This is a genomic window from Desertibacillus haloalkaliphilus, from assembly GCF_019039105.1.
In the GTDB taxonomy this organism is placed as follows: domain Bacteria; phylum Bacillota; class Bacilli; order Bacillales; family KJ1-10-99; genus Desertibacillus; species Desertibacillus haloalkaliphilus.
On sequence record NZ_JAHPIV010000514.1, the window covers coordinates 1 to 344 of the forward strand.

Here is a 344-nt window from a genome sequence, read left to right on the forward strand (position 1 = left end):
GGAAGAGGGGGAGAAGAGAAAGGAGAAAGAAAGGGGAAAAGAAAAGGGAAGAAAGAAGGGAGAAGGAGGGGGAGAAAAAAGGAAGGGGGGAGAGGAAAGAGGAGGGAGAGGGAAAGGAAAAGAAAGAAGAGGGAAAGGAAGAGAAGGGAGGAGGGGAAAGAGGGGGGAAAGGAGGAAAGGAGGGAGAGGAAGAAGAGAAGGGGGAAAGAGAGGAAGAAAAAAAAGGGGGAGGGGGGGAAAAGGAGAGGGAAGAGGGAAGGGGAAGAAAAAAAAAGGGAAAAAAGGGAAAGAAAAGGGAGGGGGAGGAGAGAGAAGAAGGAAGAAAAGAGGAGGAAAAAGAGGGA

At 49.7% G+C, this 344-nt stretch carries 1 protein-coding gene; it reads left to right on the forward strand.

What is annotated here, in order from left to right:
* A partial coding sequence (locus KH400_RS30350; protein WP_217228620.1) for a hypothetical protein occupies window positions 1–344 on the forward strand: 344 nt, incomplete at both ends.